The organism is Muribacter muris, from assembly GCF_001038205.1.
Classification (GTDB): domain Bacteria; phylum Pseudomonadota; class Gammaproteobacteria; order Enterobacterales; family Pasteurellaceae; genus Muribacter; species Muribacter muris.
The window spans coordinates 25,380-41,687 of record NZ_JWIZ01000014.1 but is presented as its reverse complement, the minus strand read 5'-3'; the positions used below and the strand labels follow the sequence as shown (position 1 = coordinate 41,687).

Sequence of the window (16,308 nt, the reverse complement as noted above, 5' to 3'; positions counted from 1 at the left end):
ATGATGAACATTCCGTTTAAAGCAATTATTTCCGATCTGGACGGCACACTGTTGAACGCCCACCACCGCATCGGCAATTTCACGATTGAAACCCTGAACAAATTGGCAAAATTAGGGGTCGATATTTTTTTCGCCACCGGTCGCAACCTGCCCGATGTCAAACATATCATTAGCAAAGTTGATGTAAAAGAGGCGATGTTAGTAACCTCAAACGGCGCACGGGGCAATAATTTAGCCGGAGAACTGTTAGTCAATCACCATATTCCTGAAGAGCTTGCCCTTTCGATTATGCAAAACACACCGTTTAATCCGCAAAGCGTTTGTATTAACAGCTATCAAGGGGACGACTGGTTTATCAACGTGGATATTGAACAGTTGCGAAAATACCACCAAGATTCCGGCTTTTCCTACCAAGTGATCGATTTCAAACAGCACCACGGGCGGCAAACCGAGAAAATCTTCTACATCGGCAAAACCGCCGATGATCTTTTACCGATTGAGCAACATATCCGCCACCATTATGGCGACCAACTGCAAATCACCTACTCCACCCCGCAATGCCTTGAGATGATGCACAAAAATGTCTGCAAAGCAAATACGCTCGCCGAGTTAGTAGCACTACGGGGCTATACACTGACGGATTGCCTTGCCTTTGGTGATGGAATGAACGATGTGGAAATGCTTTCGCAAGTCGGCAAAGGCTGTATTATGGGCAATGCCGACCCACGTTTAAAGCAGGCGCTGCCCGCCAATGAGATCATTGGCGATCATAAACACGAAGCCGTCGCCAGCTACCTACGGGCAACCTTCGGCATTCACTAACGGCGTTCACCGACAAGGAACTATTTTGCTAAAAATCAGTCGGAAAAGACCGCTTGTTATGTAAAATAAATAGAATGGAATGAAAAAAAGTAAATCAATCGTGATTTTGCTTGCCCTACTGGGGGCAGGCTATTTTATTTATCAGCAATTTTTTGCCCCCCAACAGACTGCCCAAATCCACTATATTACCGAGCCGGTAACACGGGGGGATTTGGATAAAAGCGTACTGGCGACCGGTTCGGTACGAGCCAGCCAACGAACCGAGGTTGGAGCACAGGTTTCTGGTAAAATTCAAAAGCTCTATGTTGAAATGGGGCAAGCGGTACAAAAAGGGCAACTGATTGCGGAAATTGACTCCGAAACGCAACAAAATGAGCTTAATACCGCCCAAGCCGAGCTTTCCGCTTCCCAAACGCAGCTCCAATCTCGCCAAGTGGCATTAAATGTGGCGCAATCTAACTACAACCGCCTCTCGACACTTTACCGCCAAAAAAGCACTTCATTAAGTGAGTTGGAGAAATCCCAAAACGATTTGGCGTTGGCAAAAGCCAATTTGGAAGAGATTAAAGTCCAAATCCAAGTGAAGCAGATCGCCGTCAATACGGCAAAAACCAACTTGGGCTACACCAAAATTCTCTCGCCGATTGACGGTGTGGTGGTATCGATCCCGATTTCCGAGGGGCAAACGGTCAATTCAAACCAAACTTCGCCGATCATTGTCCAAGTGGCAAATGTGGATAAGGCATTGATTAAATTTGAAATTGCCGAGGGCGATATTGCACAAGTGAAACCGCAACAGACGGTCAGTTTTACCCCGTTAGCCGATCCTGAACAGCGCTATCAAGGCACAATCCACAGTGTTGATCCGGCACTCACCACCCTGACGGATAACACCTACAAAGAGGCCTCCGGTAACAGCGATGCCGTTTATTATTACGCCAATGCGTTAATTAACAACCACGATCACCGCCTACGCATCGGAATGACCGTGCAAGGCAAAGTCATCATTGCGCAAAAGAAAGGGGTTTTACTTGTCCCAAGTAACGCCTTGAAAAAACAGGGGCAAAGTGCGAGCGTACAAGTGCTTGAAAATAATAAAGCAGTGGAAAAAATGGTTACTGTCGGCTTATCAGATAGTCGCTACACTGAAATTACCTCAGGGCTAAAGGAAGGGGAACAGGTCATCACCACCCAACGGGCAGAGGGCGAGCAAGTCGGCAGCGGCAATATGCGATTGAGATTTTAAGGGGCAATGCCCCTTTTATTTTAGCCGGCGGATTTAATCGGATTGTGATTTATTGAGACGGCTAAACCACATCGCCAAAATCGGCCCTGAAATATTATGCCAAAAACTGAACACGGCACTCGGCACAGCGACAATCGGGTTCGCCTTAAAGTGCAACGCCGCCAAGGCTGCGCCTAAACCTGAATTTTGCATTCCCACTTCAATTGAAACCGCTTTACTATCATAGACCGAGAGATTGAGCATACGCGCCAAGGCATAGCCAATTAGATAGCCCAAGCCGTTATGTAAGGCAACAATCGCAAAAATCAGCAGCCCCGATGCCAAAATTTTCTCTTTGCTCACCGCCACGACCGCCGTAACAATCAGCACAATGGCAATCACCGACAGCAGTGGCATTGCTTGGCTCACCTGTGCGATTTTCTGCTTAAATATGCCCCGTATCACCAACCCGATAAAAATCGGCAACAATACTATTTGCAATACCGACAAAAACATCGCCGCGGCGTTAATCTCCAACCATTCGCTGGCTAACAGATAGAACACTGCCGGCGTTAAAATCGGGGAAAGCAGGGTTGAAATTGTCGTACAGGCAACGGATAATGCCGTATTCCCCCTTGCCAAAAAGGTCATCACATTTGAAGATGTGCCACCGGGGCACGCGCCGACCAAAATCACCCCGATTGCCAGATCCGCCGGCAGTTGAAATAATTTCACTAACGCAAACGCTATACTCGGCATCACGATAAATTGTGCTGCTACACCAATTAGTACGGCCTTCGGATTTTTGGTTACTTCGGCAAAGTCTTTAAACGTTAGAGTTAATCCCATTCCTAACATCACAATCCCAAGCAGATAGGGAATCCACGGCACAAACTGTTTGAAAATATCGGGAAACTGTGCCGCAAGCAAGGCAAACACAATCACCCAAACCGCAAAGGTTTGGCTGACAAATCGAGTTAATTTTAGTAATCCATTCATAAAAATATCTCAAAAACGAAAAGGAGTGCAAGATTATCGAAAATTAGGCAAAAGTGAATAAAAATTATCAATCTGCAAGCGGTCTTTTTTACGGCAAATGTTGCAACATTGCGCTATGATGTCGCGGTGGCACAAAATAGGCTTGTTACTAAACCCTAGGGAAATTACCTATCCTAGCCGGTAACAGATTGATATTCTTCGGGTTTTAGCTTGCACAGTAAACCCCAGTCGATGATCTAATCGTTTCGCGTTGTGCAATCGCTATATAATGTTGCAAAATTTTGCTAGGATCGAACCGCTTGTTATCAAATTAAAAGGAAATCCAATGAAAACGATGAATATCACCCTCTCAACCAGCCCGGCACCGCAAGTTTGGGGCGAAAATGCGATCATTTCGGCAAACGATCAGGGCATTACCATTCACCTGAAAGACGATCAGCTCATCACCATTCAAAAAGCCGCCCGCAAAATTAAAAATCAAGGGATTTTGAATGTCGCTTTAACCGGAGCACAATGGGGATTGGAGCAATGCTGGGCGTTTCAGCAGGGCTTTGCCAGCGTGAAAAATGCGGGGACGATTGCCTTTCCGCCACTGAACGAACAACAAACGGAATTTGACGCCCGCCTTGCCTGCTCAACCTTTACCTGCGCACTCATCAACGAACCGTCCGATACCCTCACCCCCGAAGCATTGGCACACAAAGCGGCAGAATTTATTTTGCATCAGGCGGATCACTATGTCGGTAAAGGCTGCGTTTCCTTTGAAATCATCGCTCGTGAAGCGTTAAAAGAGCGGGGCTATCACGGTATTTGGACGGTCGGCAAAGGCTCGGCGCACTCGCCGGCAATGTTACAGCTTGATTTTAACCCGACCGGCAATCCCGATGCCCCCGTGTTAGCCTGCTTGGTCGGTAAAGGCATTACTTTCGACACCGGCGGATACAGCCTCAAACCTAGCGATTCAATGAGCACAATGCGTACCGATATGGGCGGTGCCGCACTCGTTACGGGTGCATTAGGTTTAGCGATTGCCCGCGGCTTAAAACAGCGGGTGAAACTCTACCTTTGCTGCGCCGAAAATATGGTCAGCAGCCGCGCTTTCAAGTTAGGCGATATTATCACCTACCGCAATGGCGTAACCGCGGAAGTCAATAATACCGATGCCGAGGGGCGTTTGGTTCTGGCAGACGGTTTAATTGATGCGGATAAACAGAATGCACAATTTATTATCGACTGCGCTACTCTAACCGGTGCGGCAAAAATCGCAGTAGGCAACGATTACCATTCGGTACTTTCAATGGACGATCAGCTCGTCAATGATTTATTCACCGCGGCTAAAGCGGAGAACGAACCGTTCTGGCGATTACCGTTCGAGCCGTTCCACCGTTCGCAAATTTCGTCCTCTTTTGCAGATATTAGTAATACCGGTTCCGTACCGGTCGGTGCAGGTGCAAGCACTGCCACCGCCTTTCTCTCCTATTTTGTGAAAAATTATCAGCAAAATTGGCTGCATATCGACTGTTCCGCCACTTTCCGCAAAAACGCCTCGGATCTATGGGCAGTCGGTGCAACAGGGATTGGGGTTAAAACCTTAGCAAATCTCTTGCTATCCAAATCATAATGCTAACGCCACGTTTAAATCGTGGCTGATTGTTGCTGAAAAAGGGATCGTAATACTGTAATAATTTACAAAAAAATGCATTTTGCCAATTGACACTGTTTTAATAAACAGTAAAATGAGTCCTGTATAAACAAACAGTTTCGGAGGCTATATGGCATATTTGCGATCCCTTGAGCGTGAACGCTCCTATCAACCCCTTCCCCTCTATCGAGATACTAACAGCCAGCGATCACTCAAACTCGATCTCAATGCCCTCTGTATCCGCCGCCCGAATGAAACCTTTTTCATTCAGGTTAAAAACCCCAATTTGATTATGTGGGGCATTGAGTTTGACGATCTGCTGATCGTTGAAAACCACCAAGCTCCTCAAAAAAACGATCTGATTGTGATCGAAAAAGCAGGCGAGTATAAGTTCTACCAATTTTTTAATGAGATTGAGGACGAAAAAATCCTGCTTGCATTGGATATCCGTGAATTCAATTTACGGATTCAATCTTGGCAAGATATTCCCCTTGCCGGCGTGATCACCAATGTCGTCCACCAAATGCGTGGGCGGCAATACGCCGCTTAGACTTGTTTTCCATCGCACTTTCACGCTAGAATTGCCTTAATATTCTACAATTGAGGGGTAACTATGACTTCAGCCATTTGGACGGCACGTTTTCAAGCGGATCAAAAACGTGAGCAGGATCATCGCTCGCCCTTTCAGCGAGATCGGGGGCGGATTTTACATTCTGAAGCCTTTCGCTGTTTACAGGCGAAAACGCAGATTCACGCCGTTGGGGAAGATGATTTTTATCGCACTCGCCTCACCCATTCCCTTGAAGTTGCCCAAATCGGCAGCAGTTTACGGGCTAAACTGGCGGAGGATAAATTCGGCTTTCAAGCGGTCTGTTGCGAACCCAAATTTGCAAAATATGCCGAGCAACTCACCGCCCTTTTACCTTCCCGCAGCCTTACCGAATCCCTCTGCTTTGCTCACGACTTAGGTCATCCGCCTTTCGGGCACGGCGGCGAAATGGCGCTCAATTACAAAATGGCGGAATATGGCGGCTTCGAGGGCAATGCACAATCTTTCCGTATTGTTACCCAGCTTGAGCCTTACACCGCAAGTGCCGGAATGAATTTAACCCGCCGCACCTTGCTCGGTATTATCAAATACCCCACACTACTTTCCCAAGCTGTTCCTCGTCAGCCCAAGCCGATCACCCATTCCCGTTACATCAATTTACACGATTTCCCAACCAGTAAAGGGCTATTTGATGACGATCAGCCTTTTTTCGATTGGGTACTCGCCCCACTTTCCGAACCGGATCGCCAACTGTTCACCCAAGTCATCGAAAACAACGATCCAAATTGTCCAAATCAAACCCGCTATAAATCCCTTGATTGTAGCATTATGGAATTGGCGGACGACATTGCCTATGGGGTGCACGATTTGGAAGATGCGATTGTCGGCGGAATGGTTACGCCGCAATCGTGGCAAAATGCCGTAGCGGAGTTTGAGCAATGCTGCTCACCTTGGATCAAAACAATGTTAGCGAAGGGAATGAGTGAAAAACTCTTTTCCGAGCATCGTTACGAACGCAAAGATGTGATTGGCGGCTTGGTCAATTATTTTGCTACCAATGTGCAATGGCAGGCGATAAGTGAGTTTGAAGAGCCGTTGCTGCATTTTAATGCGACCTTGCCTGCGGAAGTCCGTGCCGTGCTGGATATATTAAAACGCTTTGTCTATCAATATGTTATCTGCGATGTAACGACACAGCGGGTCGAATATAAAGGGCAACGTATCTTAATGGCACTGTTTGATATGCTCAGTTGTGATCCGAGACGTTTACTCCCTAAAGCCGTTGCCCAACGTTGGCAAAAAGCCGAACCGAACCAACGCCCACGGGTGATTTGCGACTACCTCGCCGGAATGTCTGACGGGCAAGCCTTTAAATTATATCAAAGTCTGTAATCCTATCATTCACGTCGCTATGTCATCACAATATGGGGTAGCAAAAATACGAACAAGTGATTTCAAAGCGTCCGTTTAAAAGAGATCGCAAAGCTCAATTCTATTACGAGGGCTGCCAATGAACGAAACCGTCATTTTGCTCCATTGCAAACATCAGCGTTAAACCGACCGCTTGTCGCCCGTTCATCATACAATTTGGTGCAAGCGGTCGGATTCCTCACGATTTTTGCAAAATAGGGGCTTGCAATGAACGGCGGAGCAATAGAAAATATCCCCCCAAGATTCTCTACATAACCAATGAGGAAATCACAATGACTCCACACATTAACGCACCAGCCGGTGCATTTGCCGATGTTGTATTGATGCCGGGCGATCCGCTGCGTGCTAAATATATTGCCGAAACCTTTTTAGATAATGCCCAAGAAGTTACCAACGTGCGTAATATGCTCGGCTATACCGGCACTTACAAAGGACGCCGTATTTCGGTAATGGGGCACGGTATGGGAATTCCGTCCTGCTCAATCTATGCTAAAGAGTTGATCACCGAGTACGGTGTGAAAAAAATTATCCGTGTCGGGTCTTGCGGTGCGGTGCGTGCAGACGTGAAATTGCGTGATGTGATCATCGGTGTCGGTGCTTGTACCGATTCCAAAGTAAACCGCATTCGCTTTAAAGATAATGACTTTGCCGCCATTGCCGATTTCGATATGACGGTTGCTGCCGTTGAAGCCGCCAAACAAAAAGGGGTGAATGTACGAGTTGGTAATCTGTTCTCTGCCGATTTATTCTATACGCCAGACGTTGAAATGTTTGATGTAATGGAAAAATACGGCATCTTAGGCGTGGAAATGGAAGCGGCGGGCATTTACGGCGTTGCCGCAGAATTTGGCGCTAAAGCCCTTGCCATCTGCACCGTCTCCGACCATATCCGTACCCACGAGCAAACTACCTCCGAAGAGCGCCAATTAACCTTTAACGAGATGATCGAAATTGCGTTAGAATCCGTCTTAATTGATGACGAAGCCTAATTGGTCAATATCTGCGGAAAACATACCGCTTGTTAATGCCGAACACCTGATTCGGCATTTTAATCTCTCTACACATTCTCTCTTATGGCACTTATTGAATACAATCCTCCCCAAATCCCTTGGTTAGACGAAATTTATCGTGATAACCACATTCTTGTTCTGAATAAACCGAGCGGGCTGCTCTCCGTACCGGGCAATCGTCCTGAATATCAAGACAGTGCAATGGTCAGAGTGCAGCAAAAATACGGCTTCACCGAGCCGGCACACCGCTTAGATATGGCAACCAGCGGCATTTTATTATTCGCCCTCAGCAAGCAAGCGGAAAAAGAGCTGAAACGCCAATTTCGTGAACGAGAGCCGAAAAAGCATTATCAAGCGCTAGTGTGGGGCAAAATGGGGCAGCACATTGGCGAGCAAGGCACGATCAATTTACCGCTTATTTGCGATTGGGAAAACCGCCCCCGCCAAAAAATCTGCTTTGAGCGGGGAAAGCAAGCGGTTACTTTTTACGATATTCTTGCACACTATCCAAATAATACCACGAGAGTCAGGCTCACCCCCTATACCGGACGCTCTCATCAACTACGGGTACATAGCTTAGCATTAGGGCATCCGATTATCGGCGATAAGTTCTATGCCAATCCTTTAGCCAAAAGCCTCTCACCACGGTTGTGTTTACACGCTGAATATCTGGCAATCACCCACCCTATCACCTTTGAACCGATGGCGTTTGAGTCAAAACCGCCGTTTTAAACTTGCCTAGAACAAAAAGGCTTAGCATCTGTAATGCTAAGCCTTCCTCCAAAATCTATTTTTACTTAAATAAAGAGTTGTCCGGTTGCAACATAACCTTGCGGAGCTTCGTGTTTTTGTTCAAAGGTTACAAATTCCCAAGCATTTTGGTTGGCTAAAACGGCACGCAATAATTTATTATTTAAACCGTGTCCAGATTTATAGGCACTAAAATCGCCTAAAATATTGTAGCCGCACATAAATAAATCACCTACTGCATCTAACATTTTGTGGCGGACTAATTCATCTTTAAAGCGTAATCCGTCTTCATTCAAAATACGAAATTCGTCCAGTACAATCGCATTATCTAAACTACCGCCTAACGCCAGCCCAATCGATTGAAGGTATTCCACATCTTTCATAAAGGTGAACGTTCTTGCCCGACTCAGTTGTTGGATAAAGTTTTGTGCCGAGAATGCCATTTGATAATGACGCACTTCGGGGCTAATCATCGGGTGGGTAAAATCAATGGTGAAATCCAGTTTTAAACCGTGAGCATACGGCTTAAACGCTGCCCATTTATCCCCTTCTTCCACTCTGATATGCTCTTTAATGCGAATGAATTTTTTCGCCGCATTTTGTTCTTCTATACCTGCGTCTAAGAGAAGATAAATAAAAGGGCTGGAACTGCCGTCCATAATTGGAATTTCCGGCGCATCGACTTCCACAATGATATTATCTAAGCCGAGAGCGGACATTGCCGCATTGAGATGCTCGACTGTGGAAATACGCACGCCGTCGTCATTGATCATACAGGTACAGAGGGTCGTATCACGAATTGCCTCGGCACTTGCCGGAAAATAAACGACAGGATTGAGATCCGTACGAGCATAAATAATCCCGGTATTTGCAGGCGCAGGGCGCAGGGTGAGCGTTACTTTCTTACCACTATGTAATCCAATACCGGTAACTTTTGTTGCTTGTTTTAAGGTTCTTTGTTTAATCATATCGTTTTTCCTTAATCCTTCACAGGATTCGGCGTTATTGACCATTTCTCATAAAGCCGGGGATAGATGCCGGTGAGAACATTTGGTTGCTATCCACAGACTGCGGTTTTGGTGCGGATTGCGGCTGTTGAAGCGGTTGCTGTCCGAACTGGTTATTTTGTTGCTGATAGCCGCCGACAAACGCCGGTTGATTCGGCTGTGGCTGTACCGACTGCGGATAGCCGTTTACTGGCGCAATAGGCTGTTGGATTCTCGGTGCGTGCATAATTTCTTCTTGTTGCCCGATACCTGTCGCCACAAGGGTTACCCGGATTTTACCTTCCATTTCAGGATAAAATGCCGAACCGAAAATAATCGCCGCATCAGGATCGGCAAAGCTGGTAACATATTCCATAATGGTATTGACTTCGTTTAATTCAATATCGAAACCGGACGAAATATTCACCAAAATTCCTTTTGCTCCCGATAAATCCACATCTTCCAATAATGGGCTTGCCACTGCTTCTTTGGCGGCATTTTCCGCACGGTTTTCGCCTTCGGCAATCCCCGTCCCCATCATTGCCCGTCCCATTTCCGACATCACTTTCTTCACATCGGCAAAGTCCACGTTCACCAAGCCTTCCGACGTGATCATATCGGTAATACCTAATACGGCATTGCGTAAAACATCGTTGGCAACCCCGAAAGCTTCATTAAACTTCACATTTTTAGGCAATACTTTTAGCAATTTGTCGTTTTGGATAATAATCAGAGAATCAACGTGTTTGGCAAGTTCTTTAATCCCTTGTTCAGCGTAGGCGGAACGTTTACGCCCTTCAAAGGTAAAAGGTTTGGTTACAATACCGACCGTGAGAGAACCTTGACTTTTCGCAATTTCGGCAATGACTGGCGCAGCGCCCGTTCCCGTACCGCCGCCCATTCCGACGGCGATAAACACCATATCGGCACCGGTTAGCATATTGGTTAGCGCATCACGATCTTCTTCTGCCGCTTGGTGTCCGACATTCGGATCAGCCCCCGCACCCAACCCTTTGGTTACACTTGCACCGATTTGAATGGTATTTTGCACTGAACTACTGCGTAGCACTTGCGCATCGGTATTTACTGAAAAAAACTCAACGCTACCGCCAACATCGTTTTGCGTATTAACCATATGATTGAGTGCGTTACCGCCGCCGCCGCCGACACCGACAACTTTAATGACCGCATCTTGCGTTGGTTCAAAAATCGGTTCAAACATTTTCGATTCTCCCTGGTGTGTTCTCTCGACACAATTAAAAATTTGATTTTGCCCAATGAATTAATTTTTTCGCCCCTCGACCGACAATATCAATAATGCCGCCGACCTTATCACCAATATCGCCCTCGGAACGACTATCCAAATCATTATAATGGCTATAATGTAATAAACCGAGCACACTGGCATATTGCGGTTTATTCACATAATCGGTTAATCCGGTAATATTGAGGGGGTCGCCCACTCTCACTTGGGAATTAAAGACAGATTTGGCACATTCTACAATATCTTCTATTTGAGAACCACCACCCGTTAATACAATTCCTGCAATTAATTCTTGTTTTATCCCTTTTTGATAAAGTTCATTACGCAAATTAATTAATTCGTCCGATATAACCTTTAATAAATCGTGATAGCATTGTGCAGTGTAATTAGACAGTTGCTCTTTGGAAAAAGTTCTCGGCACACGACCGCCTAATCCGTCAATTTGGAATTTTCTATCGGCAAAACTGGACGGCGGCGAAATCGCACTCCCGTGCTGCACTTTGATGGTTTCCGCCACATTGCGTGAGGTTGCAAAGGTTGCCGCAATATAATCGGTTACATTATTGCCGCCGAACGGAATCACCTTGCTAAAGCGCAATGCACCGTCCGTATAAACTAACACGTCCATTGTGCCGCCGCCAATATCAATTAAGCAAACCCCTAATTCCCGTTCGTCATCGGTTAGCACGGAATAACTAGAGGCTAAACCGGAAAAAATAATTTGATCGATTTTTAATTTACTACGTTCTACCGCATTTTTTAAATTACGCAGCCAATCATTATGGCAGGCAATAATATGGGCTTGCGCCTGTAAACGCATACCGGATAAACCGAGCGGGTTTTTGGTTGCCGGCAATCGATCGACTTTATACTCTTGCGGAATAATATGTAAGGTTTCCAACCCGTCCGGTAATTTAATTGAACGGGCGATATGAATCGCATTATCCAGATCCTCTTGTTTGACCGTGCCCGATAGCGGCACAGTACCGACTTCGTTGAAAGAGGTAATATGCGCACCGGAAATCGCCAGCGTAACGCCCATAATTTGACATTCGGAGATCGACTCGGCTTCCTCAATCGCCCGCCCGATTGCCGATACCACCGCATCTAAATCCACTACGCCGCCGCTTTGCACGCCTTTGGAGGGGCTTACACCGGAGCCGATCACATTCACAACGCCGTCCGGTAAGACTTCGCCCACTACCGCCACAACTTTATGCGAGCCGACTTCTAACCCGACCACAATTTTAGATTCTGCTATTTTCGTCATATTCATTCTATTCGCAAAAATTAGTGTTTATTACTTAATCCGACCGCCGCACCGTGTTCATAACGTAGATCGACATAGGACAGCCGCTTACCTTCCGGTACATCAATTTCAGGGAAAATGCTCACGAAGCGGTCGATTTTCGGCAACCAATCTCCCCGCCCCAAACGTAATTCCACATCATTATCCAAAGTGATTGTCCAAGAACCGCGGGTATCCATCGCCACCGCTTTTAAACGTAAGTTGCGGGTATTTAAGTCCCGTTTAATTTTGCCCCACGCTTCCAGCACCACTTTACTTTCGCTATCCGGCCCAAATAGTAACGGCAAATTTTGTGCGTCAAAACGCCCTTCGGGCAGCCCAAATACCACGCCTTTGTCAGAGACAAACTGGCTATGATTCCAACGTGCCGCCGGAATGTGTTCGATTAGCGTCAGACTTAGCCGATTCGGGTACACTTTCCGCACCACGACATCTCGCACCCAAGAGAGCGCTAAAAACCGCTCTTTCACCGATTGAATATCCTGTCCGAAATAGCCCTTTAATTGCGGCGCTTGAGATAGCGTTTCCCGAATATCTTGATTAGTAGTAAAACGGGTTTTATGGGTGAGCGCATAAGATTTGATCGGCGTTTTATCCAGTGATTCAAGCACGCTTGCCCAATTTGCATAGAGTATATAGCCAAAAATCAAACAGACAAACAGAATCATCGGCTTAATAAAAATCAGCCAATCGATCGGATTATCGGGCTTACTGATCTTCGTCCCAATAACAGACGTTGGTTTTTTGCGGAAAACCACACTCATTACGCACTCAGCTCCAGTACCCGCTCGACTAACCGCTCGAAACTATAACCCACCGTTGCCGCCGATTTCGGGAAAATACTGTGGCTGGTCATTCCGGGGCTGGTATTCACTTCAACCAAACGGAAATGACCTTCAGCGTCTTCCATCACATCAATGCGGCTCCAGCCACGGCAGCCCACCACCTCATAGGCTTTTTTCACTAAGGCGGCAACTTCCGCTTGGCGTGCCTCGGAAAGCACAGGGCAGATATATTGAGTATTATCGGAAATATATTTGGCGTGATAATCGTAAAACTCGCCGTCCGGAATAATTTGCACCGCCGGCAGCACTTCACCGTCTAACACCGGCACGGAATATTCCGCACCGGCTAAATTCTCTTCCACCAATACAATCGCATCATATTGCAGTGCCGCCTCGATCGCCGGTAACAGTTGATCCGCCGTTTTCACCTTGCTGACCCCGACGCTCGATCCCTCGCTCGCCGGTTTCACAAATAACGGCAAACCGAGTTTTGCAATAATTTGCTCGCAATCGACCGCTTGTCCCCGTTGCACCACAAGCATTTCCGCGGTCGGCAGCCCAACTGCATTCCACAATAATTTGGTGCGGAATTTATCCAAGGTAATCGCCGACGCCATTACACCGCAACCGGTATAGGCAATGCCAAGCTGTTCCAATGCCCCTTGCAACACGCCGTTTTCACCGATGCCGCCGTGCAAAATATTGAATACCCGCTGAATGCCTTTTTCTTTTAATTTTTCAATCGGGAAGGTTTTGGTATCGATCGCTTCCACGTTATAGCCCAAACTTTGTAGGACTTCAAACACCGCTTTACCGGAGTTGAGCGACACTTCACGCTCCGCCGATTCGCCGCCAAACAGTACGGCGATTTTTTCCTGTTTCAAATTCATCTTCGTTCTCTCTTAACAAGCGGTCGATAACCGCTGATTTTTTGCAAAATGCTGTTATACGAACAATCTAATATTTAATCGGCTGCGGACTATGGATTTGTCCACCCATATTGCAAATATTTGCCTCAATCCGCCCGCTTGCCTAACCTTTCCACTCATCTGCCAAGCTGCGAGCCAGTTTGCTGACATTGCCCGCCCCTTGTGCCAAAATCAAATCGCCGTCTTGTAAAATTTGATCCAGGACTTCACCAAGCTGGCTGGTATCCGAAACTAAAATCGGATCAACCTTGCCGAGATTGCGGATCGAGCGGCACAGCGCTTTACTGTCCGCCCCCACAATCGGCGCTTCGCCCGCCGCATACACATCGAGCATTACTAAAGCGTCCACCTGCGAGAGTACCTGCACAAAATCATCAAATAAATCACGAGTACGGGAATAGCGGTGGGGTTGGAATACCATTACCACCCGTTTATTTTCCCAGCCTTGACGTGCCGCTTTGATCGTTACATCGACTTCCGTCGGGTGATGTCCGTAATCGTCCACTAACATTATTTTACCGTTCGGGCGGATAAACGAACCGAGCTGATCGAAGCGTCTGCCAGCCCCTTGGAAATCCGCCAATGCGGCTAAAATCGCCTCATTGCTGATCCCCTCCTCTTTGGCAACCGCCAATGCGGCTGTGGCATTCAGTGCATTATGCTTGCCCGGCACATTTAACAGCACATCAATCCGCTCGCCGTTCGGACAAACAACGGTGTAATGCCCTTGAAAGCCGGTCTGTTGGTAATCTTCAATACGGTAATCCGCCTGTTCGCTGAAACCGTAAGTCATCACTTGGCGACCGACTTTCGGGGCGATTTCCATTACCACCGCATCATCGGCACACATTACCGCCAAACCGTAAAACGGCAAATTGCGTAAAAAGCGAACGTAGGTATTTTTCATCTGCTCAAAATCACCGCCGTAGGTATCCATATGATCCGGTTCGATATTGGTTACCACCGACACCATCGGCTGTAAATGCAAGAACGAGGCATCGCTTTCGTCCGCTTCGGCAATCAGATAACGGCTTGCGCCTAAATGTGCATTTTTACCCGCCGATTTAACCAAGCCGCCATTGACGAAAGTCGGGTCGAGCTTCGCTTCGGTATAAATCATTGAAATCATTGCGGTTGTTGTGGTTTTTCCGTGCGTCCCCGCCACCGCAATTCCGTGGCGGAAACGCATAATTTCCGCTAACATTTGCGCCCGTTGAATTACTGGAATACGTGCTTCTTTCGCTGCAACGACTTCAGGGTTATCTTCAGTGATCGCGCTGGAAATCACCACCACACTCGCCCCATTGATATTGTCTGCGTGATGCCCGAAACAGATTTTTGCACCGGCTTTGGCTAACCGTTGCGTTACCACGCCATCGGCAATATCCGATCCGCTAATCTGATACCCTTCGTTCAATAATACTTCGGCAATACCGCTCATTCCTGCACCGCCGATCCCGACAAAATGGATTTGGCTGACACGGCGCATTTCAGGCACCAGTTTTTTAATCTTATCTTGGAAATTTTTCATTTTATCTTCCTAATATCAGTTAATTCGCCACGTCCATAATCACTTCCGCCACCCGTTTGGCGGCTAACGGTGCGGCTTGTCGGCGGGCTTTTACCGCCATTTCGGTTAATGTTTGCCGATCAGCAAGCAGTGGCTGTAATTGGCGGTATAGATTTTCAGGGGTGAAATCCGCCTGCTCAATAATGATCGCTGCCCCCACATTCGCCAAATATTCGGCGTTTAAAAATTGTTGGCGATCTTTATGTTGAAACGGCACGAAAATTGCCGGTAAACCGGCAGCGGCAATTTCGCTGACCGTCAAAGCCCCCGAACGACAGATAACTAAATCCGCCCATTCATAAGCCGCTTGCATATCATCAATAAATTCACTTGCCGTGCCGTTGCCAGTCGCTTGGTAGATGGCTTCCACATCGCCCAATTTACCTTTGCCGACCTGATGACTGATAAACACTTTATCGCCTAACATTTTCGCTACTTTTGGCACAGTGTTATTCATTACCAATGCCCCTTGGCTCCCCCCCATTACCAAAATATTGATTGGATAACCTCGCTCGGCGAAGCGAACTTCCGGGGCTGCAAGCTGAAAAAGGTCCTGCCTCACCGGATTGCCCACCACTTCCGCTTGCGGAAACGCGCTTGGAAAGGCTTGCAGGGTTTTACGGGCAATTTTTGAGAGCCACACATTCGTTAAACCCGCCACCGCATTTTGCTCGTGCAGAACCACCGGCACGCCGCATAATTTTGCCGCAATACCGCCGGGGCCGGACACATAGCCGCCCATACCGAGTACCGCATCGGGCTGATACGCTTTGATAATTTTACGGGCTTGCAATACCGCTCTGAAAATCGCAAAAGGTGCACTTAAAAGCGCCTTAATGCCTTTGCCTTTAATTCCGGAAATTTGGATAAATTCAATCGGAATACCGTGCTTCGGCACAAGCTCTGCTTCCATTCTATCTTTTGTGCCGAGCCAACGGATCTCCCAACCTTGCTGCTGCAATTCCCGTGCCACCGCAATCGCCGGAAAAACGTGTCCGCCCGTACCGCCCGCCATCACTAATAATTTTTTTGCCAT

15 protein-coding genes are annotated in these 16,308 nt (G+C 47.2%); 7 read left to right on the top strand and 8 right to left on the bottom strand.

Annotation, left to right across the window (positions count from 1 at the left end):
* Window positions 1–3 precede the first annotated feature (3 nt).
* Both RO21_RS02800 and RO21_RS02795 read left to right on the top strand, forming a co-directional pair.
* Entirely contained in the window at window positions 4–822 is an 819-nt protein-coding gene (locus tag RO21_RS02800; RefSeq protein WP_047976325.1) for a Cof-type HAD-IIB family hydrolase, read from the top strand.
* A 79-nt stretch (window positions 823–901) separates the two neighbouring features.
* Window positions 902–2,068 (top strand): efflux RND transporter periplasmic adaptor subunit, encoded by a 1,167-nt coding sequence (locus tag RO21_RS02795; RefSeq protein WP_047976283.1) that lies wholly within the window; start codon window positions 902–904, stop codon window positions 2,066–2,068.
* A 33-nt stretch (window positions 2,069–2,101) separates the two neighbouring features.
* Here the strand turns inward: RO21_RS02795 and RO21_RS02790 are convergent, their stop codons facing one another.
* Window positions 2,102–3,046, bottom strand: coding sequence for a bile acid:sodium symporter family protein (locus RO21_RS02790; protein ID WP_047976282.1), 945 nt, complete (start codon window positions 3,044–3,046; stop codon window positions 2,102–2,104).
* A gap of 334 nt (window positions 3,047–3,380) precedes the next feature.
* Between RO21_RS02790 and pepB the strand changes: the two genes are divergently transcribed.
* The 5 genes from pepB to rluA all read left to right on the top strand — a co-directional run bounded on the left by pepB (window position 3,381) and on the right by rluA (window position 8,411).
* Entirely contained in the window at window positions 3,381–4,667 is a 1,287-nt protein-coding gene (pepB, locus tag RO21_RS02785; RefSeq protein WP_047976324.1) for an aminopeptidase PepB, read from the top strand.
* Window positions 4,668–4,818: 151 nt separating this feature from the next.
* On the top strand, window positions 4,819–5,238 hold the full coding sequence (locus RO21_RS02780) for a LexA family protein (protein WP_047976281.1): 420 nt from the start codon (window positions 4,819–4,821) through the stop codon (window positions 5,236–5,238).
* 63 nt (window positions 5,239–5,301) lie between these two features.
* Complete coding sequence (locus RO21_RS02775) at window positions 5,302–6,630, top strand: anti-phage deoxyguanosine triphosphatase (RefSeq protein WP_047976280.1); 1,329 nt, start codon at window positions 5,302–5,304, stop codon at window positions 6,628–6,630.
* 311 nt (window positions 6,631–6,941) lie between these two features.
* Window positions 6,942–7,658, top strand: a complete 717-nt coding sequence (deoD, locus tag RO21_RS02770) for a purine-nucleoside phosphorylase (protein WP_047976279.1) — start codon at window positions 6,942–6,944, stop codon at window positions 7,656–7,658.
* Between the two features lie 84 nt (window positions 7,659–7,742).
* Window positions 7,743–8,411: a bifunctional tRNA pseudouridine(32) synthase/23S rRNA pseudouridine(746) synthase RluA gene (gene rluA, locus RO21_RS02765; protein ID WP_047976278.1), complete on the top strand. Its 669-nt coding sequence runs from the start codon at window positions 7,743–7,745 to the stop codon at window positions 8,409–8,411.
* A 65-nt stretch (window positions 8,412–8,476) separates the two neighbouring features.
* Here the strand turns inward: rluA and lpxC are convergent, their stop codons facing one another.
* From lpxC to murG, 7 genes are all read right to left on the bottom strand, one after another.
* The gene (lpxC, locus tag RO21_RS02760; RefSeq protein WP_047976277.1) at window positions 8,477–9,397 is read right to left on the bottom strand and encodes a UDP-3-O-acyl-N-acetylglucosamine deacetylase; all 921 of its coding nucleotides are present in this window, start codon (window positions 9,395–9,397) and stop codon (window positions 8,477–8,479) included.
* Between the two features lie 34 nt (window positions 9,398–9,431).
* Complete coding sequence (gene ftsZ, locus RO21_RS02755) at window positions 9,432–10,637, bottom strand: cell division protein FtsZ (protein WP_047976276.1); 1,206 nt, start codon at window positions 10,635–10,637, stop codon at window positions 9,432–9,434.
* A 34-nt stretch (window positions 10,638–10,671) separates the two neighbouring features.
* Window positions 10,672–11,949, bottom strand: a complete 1,278-nt coding sequence (gene ftsA / locus RO21_RS02750; protein WP_047976275.1) for a cell division protein FtsA — start codon at window positions 11,947–11,949, stop codon at window positions 10,672–10,674.
* Between the two features lie 20 nt (window positions 11,950–11,969).
* Window positions 11,970–12,752, bottom strand: a complete 783-nt coding sequence (locus RO21_RS02745) for a cell division protein FtsQ/DivIB (RefSeq protein WP_047976274.1) — start codon at window positions 12,750–12,752, stop codon at window positions 11,970–11,972.
* Entirely contained in the window at window positions 12,752–13,663 is a 912-nt protein-coding gene (locus tag RO21_RS02740) for a D-alanine--D-alanine ligase (protein ID WP_047976273.1), read from the bottom strand. The genes RO21_RS02745 and RO21_RS02740 overlap by 1 nt, the downstream gene beginning before the upstream one ends.
* A 142-nt stretch (window positions 13,664–13,805) precedes the next feature.
* Window positions 13,806–15,233 carry a UDP-N-acetylmuramate--L-alanine ligase gene (murC, locus tag RO21_RS02735; RefSeq protein WP_047976272.1) on the bottom strand — a complete coding sequence of 476 codons (1,428 nt, stop codon included), beginning with the start codon at window positions 15,231–15,233 and terminating at the stop codon, window positions 13,806–13,808.
* Window positions 15,234–15,252: 19 nt separating this feature from the next.
* Window positions 15,253–16,308: an undecaprenyldiphospho-muramoylpentapeptide beta-N-acetylglucosaminyltransferase gene (gene murG / locus RO21_RS02730; RefSeq protein WP_047976271.1), complete on the bottom strand. Its 1,056-nt coding sequence runs from the start codon at window positions 16,306–16,308 to the stop codon at window positions 15,253–15,255.

Bases quoted from the DNA above. Each gene is read 5' to 3' on its own strand.
- RO21_RS02800 (WP_047976325.1), top strand. From the start codon at position 4: ATGAACATTCCGTTTAAAGCAATTATTTCCGATCTGGACGGCACACTG.
- RO21_RS02795 (WP_047976283.1), top strand. From the start codon at position 902: ATGAAAAAAAGTAAATCAATCGTGATTTTGCTTGCCCTACTGGGGGCA.
- RO21_RS02790 (WP_047976282.1), bottom strand. From the start codon at position 3,046: ATGAATGGATTACTAAAATTAACTCGATTTGTCAGCCAAACCTTTGCG.
- pepB (WP_047976324.1), top strand. From the start codon at position 3,381: ATGAATATCACCCTCTCAACCAGCCCGGCACCGCAAGTTTGGGGCGAA.
- RO21_RS02780 (WP_047976281.1), top strand. From the start codon at position 4,819: ATGGCATATTTGCGATCCCTTGAGCGTGAACGCTCCTATCAACCCCTT.
- RO21_RS02775 (WP_047976280.1), top strand. From the start codon at position 5,302: ATGACTTCAGCCATTTGGACGGCACGTTTTCAAGCGGATCAAAAACGT.
- deoD (WP_047976279.1), top strand. From the start codon at position 6,942: ATGACTCCACACATTAACGCACCAGCCGGTGCATTTGCCGATGTTGTA.
- rluA (WP_047976278.1), top strand. From the start codon at position 7,743: ATGGCACTTATTGAATACAATCCTCCCCAAATCCCTTGGTTAGACGAA.
- lpxC (WP_047976277.1), bottom strand. From the start codon at position 9,397: ATGATTAAACAAAGAACCTTAAAACAAGCAACAAAAGTTACCGGTATT.
- ftsZ (WP_047976276.1), bottom strand. From the start codon at position 10,637: ATGTTTGAACCGATTTTTGAACCAACGCAAGATGCGGTCATTAAAGTT.
- ftsA (WP_047976275.1), bottom strand. From the start codon at position 11,949: ATGACGAAAATAGCAGAATCTAAAATTGTGGTCGGGTTAGAAGTCGGC.
- RO21_RS02745 (WP_047976274.1), bottom strand. From the start codon at position 12,752: ATGAGTGTGGTTTTCCGCAAAAAACCAACGTCTGTTATTGGGACGAAG.
- RO21_RS02740 (WP_047976273.1), bottom strand. From the start codon at position 13,663: ATGAATTTGAAACAGGAAAAAATCGCCGTACTGTTTGGCGGCGAATCG.
- murC (WP_047976272.1), bottom strand. From the start codon at position 15,233: ATGAAAAATTTCCAAGATAAGATTAAAAAACTGGTGCCTGAAATGCGC.
- murG (WP_047976271.1), bottom strand. From the start codon at position 16,308: ATGGCAAAAAAATTATTAGTGATGGCGGGCGGTACGGGCGGACACGTT.